Origin of the sequence: Coprococcus sp. ART55/1, from assembly GCF_000210595.1 — a bacterium.
GTDB classification, from domain to species: Bacteria; Bacillota; Clostridia; order Lachnospirales; family Lachnospiraceae; genus Coprococcus; species Coprococcus aceti.
Window position 1 is genome coordinate 79,928 of sequence record NC_021018.1, and the last position, 4,792, is coordinate 84,719.

Below are 4,792 nucleotides of genomic sequence, written 5' to 3' on the forward strand. Positions count from 1 at the left end.
TACCTGGCTGTGGGTATGGAGAAGAAGATCGACAAGAGGTCGATAGTCGAGTATTATCTGAACACCATATATCTCGGAGAAGGCTGCTACGGTGTTGAGACCGCTGCCAAGACTTACTTCGGCAAGGGGCTCAGCCAGTTATCGGTATCTGAGTGTGCCGTGCTCGCAGCAATTCCGCAGAACCCTACCAAATACGATCCTCTCCTGTCGCCTGACGACAACAAGACCAGAAGGACCCAGGTTCTTAAATACATGCTGGATCTTGAGTATATAACACAGGCGCAGTATGACGAGGCTATAAACGATAACGTTTACAAGCGTATCGCTTCCGTATCTAAGAAGGAAGAAAAGCAGCAGAAGACAGAGGTCAACTCCTACTACACTGACGAGGTCATCAAGCAGCTTCAGAATGATCTGGTTGCCAAGGGCTACTCAGAGGACGAGGCAGAGTCACTGATCTGGTCAGGCGGACTCAAGGTCATCGTTTGTCAGGATCCTGAGATCCAGGAGATCGCTGACTCAGTTGTAAATGATACATCCTACTGGCCTGAGCCTGTATATCAGCTCAACTACGCTCTCACTCTTGCTGACAAGGAGACAAAGGTCCAGACAAACTACAGTGTAGAGAATCTCGAGAGCTGGTTTGCTGAACAGCAGGGCTACGATTATAGTGCAAGATATTACAGTGAGGATGAAGCCCGTGCAGCGGCTGACGAGTTCAGGGATGCCATGGTTGCCGAGACCGGCGACGAAGTCTTCATGGAGACATTCAAGCTTGTCATACAGCCACAGGTATCATTCACTCTCATGGATCAGAACACCGGTCAGGTCAAGGCACTTGTCGGAGGCCGTGGAGAGAAAACTGAGAACAGATCATTCAACCGTGCAACTGAGGCGACCAGACAGCCTGGTTCCTGCTTCAAGATAGTTGCCACATACCTTCCTGCACTGGACGCGTGCAACATGTCTCTTGCCACCGTATACGATGATGCACCTTACTACTATGAGAATGGTAATCAGGTATTTAACTGGTACGGCGGATACTGGGGACCTAAAACTATAAGATATGCTATCATGGAGTCTATGAATATCATAGCTGTAAAGTGTATCACAGACGTAACTCCACAGCTCGCATATGACTATCTGCTGAAGCTTGGATTTACAACTCTTGTTGAGAGAAAGACAGACAGCGATGGTCTCATCCTGTCAGATATCAACCAGTCACTTGCACTTGGTGGTCTGACAAATGGTATTACCAACCTGGAGATCACAGCTGCATATGCAACCATCGCCAACGGTGGTAATTATATAAAGCCTGTGTTCTACTCAGAGGTTTACGACCATGAAGGCAATCTTCTGATAGACAACAGGGAACCTGAGAAGACACGTGTCATATCAGAGCAGACAGCATGGCTTCTCACAAGTGCCATGCACGACGTTGTAACAGGAGGTACCGGTTCAGGTGCCAACTCTTACACAGGTATGTATACAGCAGGTAAGACGGGTACCACATCAGGAGACTTTGATAACTGGTTCTGTGGTTATAACCCATACTACACAGCTTCTATATGGCTTGGAAATGATGAGAACATCACATACAGCCCTGGTTCTATCAAGTGCTATATGTGGAGAGATATCATGGATCAGGTCATTGAGAAGAAGGGACTTGATACATCAGCTACATTTGAGATGCCGGACGGAATCGTACAGGCCACTGTATGTTCGGATACAGGACTTCTTCCATCGAATGGATGTCCTACCGTAACAGATTACTTTGACGCATCCAAGATTCCTACAAAGTACTGTCCAGGTGTCAAGAAGGTTGTCGTATGTAACGAATCACACATGCTTGCCAACAAGGAATGTCCTGAGACTACAACCTTCATCTACAAGCTGAATGATGATGGTGAATATGTTCTTGAGGGTTACACATGGGATGAATCACTCCTCAAGGAGCACTGTAACATCCACGGCAAGAAGAAGGATACAAAGAAAACTACCAAGGCAACCACGACCACCGAGGATACATCGGAGGATACAACGGAGGATACAACAACGGAGGAGCCTACAACGACTGAGGAACCTACAACTGAGGAACCAACGTCAGAGGAACCTACCTCTTCAACGGAGATAACCACAACCGAGGAACCAAGCTCGGATGATTCAACCGATACAACTCAATGACGGAAAGCCCCATCATACAATTCAATGTATGATGGGGCTTTTTATATCCTGCCTGTCTTCTATTCTATTTTGTCATCTTCGGCTTGAATATCAACGATGCAAGATATCCAAATATCAGTGCGGCCGAGCTTCCAACCGCCGCCATCTGGAAGCCTCCGCGGAACAGTCCGATAAATCCATCCTTATCAACCGCCTCAGTTATGCCCTTCCACAGATTATATCCAAATCCCGTGAGCGGCACCGATGCCCCGCACTGTGCAAATTCCAGAAGCGGCTTGTATATTCCAAGCGCTCCAAGCACAACTCCCGTACAGACGAGTATGACCATTATCCTTCCCGGAAGAAGCTTGGTCTTGTCCATCAATATCTGGGCAAGAACACATATTATTCCGCCAACCACAAACGCTTTTACATAATCCATTTACATCTACTCACCTTTCTTTTCGTGATGCTCTATCATGACCGCATGGGCGATCCCCGGTATGGTCTGCCCCTCGTTATAGCTCACCGTGGAAAGCAGGGCTCCCGTCGGAACAAACAAAACTCTCTTCCACTCCCCGGAGCTCACCTTCTTCAATATATATCCGGCGAGGACGGTCGCCGAGCAGCCACAGCCCGATCCGCCAGAGTGGGTATCCTGTTCCTCGTTTTCAAATATCTCTATACCGCAGTCCATATGATTTGCCGATATATCCACATTGTTCATGCTCAGAAGATCCTCAAGTATCGTCTTGCCGACCTTACCGAGATCACCGGTTATTATCCTGTCGTAGTATGTGGGCTTTATTCCAAAGTCCTGAAGATTCTGATATATAACGGCAGCCGCCGCTGGTGCCATGCACGCTCCCATGTTGAGGGAATCCTTCACACCATAGTCCACTATCTGCCCTGTGGTTACGCCCTGGATACACACATCTGACTCTCTGTCTGACACCACAAAGGCACCACTTCCCGTGACCGTCCAGGTAGCTGACAGGGGACGCTGATTTCCATATTCCAAGGGAAAACGGAACTGCTTCTCCGCACTTCCATAGTGGCTTGACGCCTCCGCAATGACGTTGTCCGCATACCCCGCCGCCACAGTCATGGACGCAAGCGACAGTGCCTCCCCGCACGTCGAGCACGCACCATACAGACCGAACACCGGTATCTCCATATCCTTGATTCCAAATGTCGACGCTATGAGCTGTCCCAGCAGATCCCCGGCAAATATATACCTTATATCCTGCTTGACTATTCCCGCCTTCTGTATGGCAAGGGTCACCGCCTGACGCACCATCTCGCTCTCGCCTTCCTCCCAGGAATCTTTGCCAAATGTTGCATCCTCGCTCACTCTGTCAAAATATCTCGCCATGGGGCCGTCTATCTCCTTCGGCCCCGCCACCGCTGCTGCCCCCAGTATATATGGGGGATTGCCAAATTTTATGCTCTGTTTTCCTTTTTTCTCATTCATATCATGCAACTCCCTTATATGGATAAATGTAACTGTTACTATAATTCCCTTATGCACTGCAGATTATAATGGTAGTTTTTGTTAATCTCAGCACTGGACAAATTCATTTATTTGCTTTAACATTACTAAAGTTGCTTTACAAAGAAAAAGGAATGGAGAATCGCCGTGGAATTTACAAAGGAATACTGGGTAAACTGTTTTAGCAGATGTGTCAGATATGCTACGACTTTTTTCAAATGGATAGTTTTTTCACTGATAATGGGAACAATATGCGGGCTTGTCGGAACAGCTTTTCATATATGCGTAGAGTACGCCACCGGCTTCCGTGAGAACAATCATATGATAATATATTTTCTGCCGCTTGCGGGAATCGTGATCGTATTTATATACAGGATCTGTGGAATAAGACATTCCAAGGGAACCAATCTTGTCATCGGTTCCATAAGAAGTGTGGAGGACGAGATTCCTTCCCGTATGGCTCCGCTGATCTTCATATCGACGGTCATTACACACCTCTTTGGAGGTTCATCCGGCCGGGAGGGTGCCGCCCTTCAGATAGGTGGAAGCATCGGTGTCTCTATAGGCAAGCTATTCAAGCTGGATGACAGCGACAAGCACATACTCACACTGTGCGGTATGAGCGCTGTCTTTTCGGCACTGTTTGGAACGCCAATAACGGCTGCACTTTTCAGTATGGAGGTCATAAGTATCGGCATCCTCTACTACTGCGCATTTGTGCCTTGTCTGTTCTCGTCAGTCATCGCATACGCAATAACGAAAAAGCTTCACGTTGTACACGACCACTACAATATAGCCGGCATGCCGACATCCGTGGATGTGCCTTTGGTGATCAAGGTCATCGGTCTGGCTATCCTGTGCGCAGTGCTCAGCAGTCTGTTCTGTATATTCATGAACGTTGTGCACAAGCTTTTCCGCAAATATTTCAAGAACCAGTATGTGCGCGTATTCGCAGGAGGCGTGATGCTCGTCCTGCTCAACATAATACTCAACACCACCGACTACAACGGAACCGGTATGAACATCATCGCCCAGGCGCTCAACGGAGAGGCAAAACCAACGGCTTTCCTTCTCAAGGCGCTGTTCACCGCCATAACAATAGGCTGTGGATTCCGAGGCGGTGAGATCGTTCCATCG

At 48.0% G+C, this 4,792-nt stretch carries 4 protein-coding genes; 2 read left to right on the top strand and 2 right to left on the bottom strand.

The features are described 5' to 3' along the window. Positions 1 to 2,184: transglycosylase domain-containing protein (locus CCU_RS00355; protein ID WP_208895861.1), on the top strand; the 2,184-nt coding region annotated here is incomplete at its 5' end. Between the two features lie 64 nt (positions 2,185 to 2,248). Here the strand turns inward: CCU_RS00355 and spoVAE are convergent. Both spoVAE and spoVAD read right to left on the bottom strand, forming a co-directional pair. Then, on the bottom strand, positions 2,249 to 2,605 hold the full coding sequence (spoVAE, locus tag CCU_RS00360; protein ID WP_015533143.1) for a stage V sporulation protein AE: 357 nt from the start codon (positions 2,603 to 2,605) through the stop codon (positions 2,249 to 2,251). 6 nt (positions 2,606 to 2,611) lie between these two features. After that, positions 2,612 to 3,637 carry a stage V sporulation protein AD gene (spoVAD, locus tag CCU_RS00365; RefSeq protein WP_015533144.1) on the bottom strand — a complete coding sequence of 342 codons (1,026 nt, stop codon included), beginning with the start codon at positions 3,635 to 3,637 and terminating at the stop codon, positions 2,612 to 2,614. A gap of 165 nt (positions 3,638 to 3,802) precedes the next feature. Between spoVAD and CCU_RS00370 the strand changes: the two genes are divergently transcribed. Continuing rightward, positions 3,803 to 4,792, top strand: a 990-nt coding sequence (locus CCU_RS00370) for a chloride channel protein (protein WP_243440823.1), incomplete at its 3' end; no start/stop codon positions are given.

What these genes read in the sequence shown, in the direction of transcription:
- spoVAE (WP_015533143.1), bottom strand. Translation starts at nt 2,605, where the DNA reads ATGGATTATGTAAAAGCGTTTGTGGTTGGCGGAATAATATGTGTTCTT.
- spoVAD (WP_015533144.1), bottom strand. Translation starts at nt 3,637, where the DNA reads ATGAATGAGAAAAAAGGAAAACAGAGCATAAAATTTGGCAATCCCCCA.